Here is a 443-nt window from a genome sequence, read left to right on the forward strand (position 1 = left end):
GAAGTAGATGGCACCGGCGGCCTGTTGGGAGGGCGCGACCCGCCCGACGGGACGGGCGAAACTCTTGGCGAGGGTCGTGATCGTCTTCACGTAGCCCTGCGTCTCCCGGTACGGCGGCACCCCGCCGTACTTGATGACCGCGTACGCGCCCGCGTTGTAGGCGGCCAGCATGTTGGACGTCGCGTCACCCGGCACGCTCGCCACGTCCTTGGCGAGTTCGCAGTCGTACGAGGCCGCCGACGGGATCGCGTCGCTCGGGTCCCAGATGTCGCGGTCCCCGTCCCCGTCCCCGTCGATGCCGTGGCCCGCCCAGGTGCCCGGGATGAACTGCGCGATGCCGCGCGCGTCCGCCGGGCTCACGGCGCTCGGGTTCCAGCCGCTCTCGGAATAGAGCTGCGCGGCGAGGAGGGCCGGGTTGATGGCGGGGCAGAGGTTGCCCCACT

1 protein-coding gene is annotated in these 443 nt (G+C 71.6%); it reads right to left on the minus strand.

Annotated elements, in window-relative coordinates; genetic code table 11:
• The coding region (locus G3I78_RS48505) for a lytic transglycosylase domain-containing protein (protein ID WP_164437022.1) at window positions 1-443 on the minus strand (443 nt) is incomplete at both ends.

This window comes from Streptomyces sp. SID13726 (assembly GCF_010548375.1).
Classification (GTDB): Bacteria; Actinomycetota; Actinomycetes; order Streptomycetales; family Streptomycetaceae; genus Streptomyces.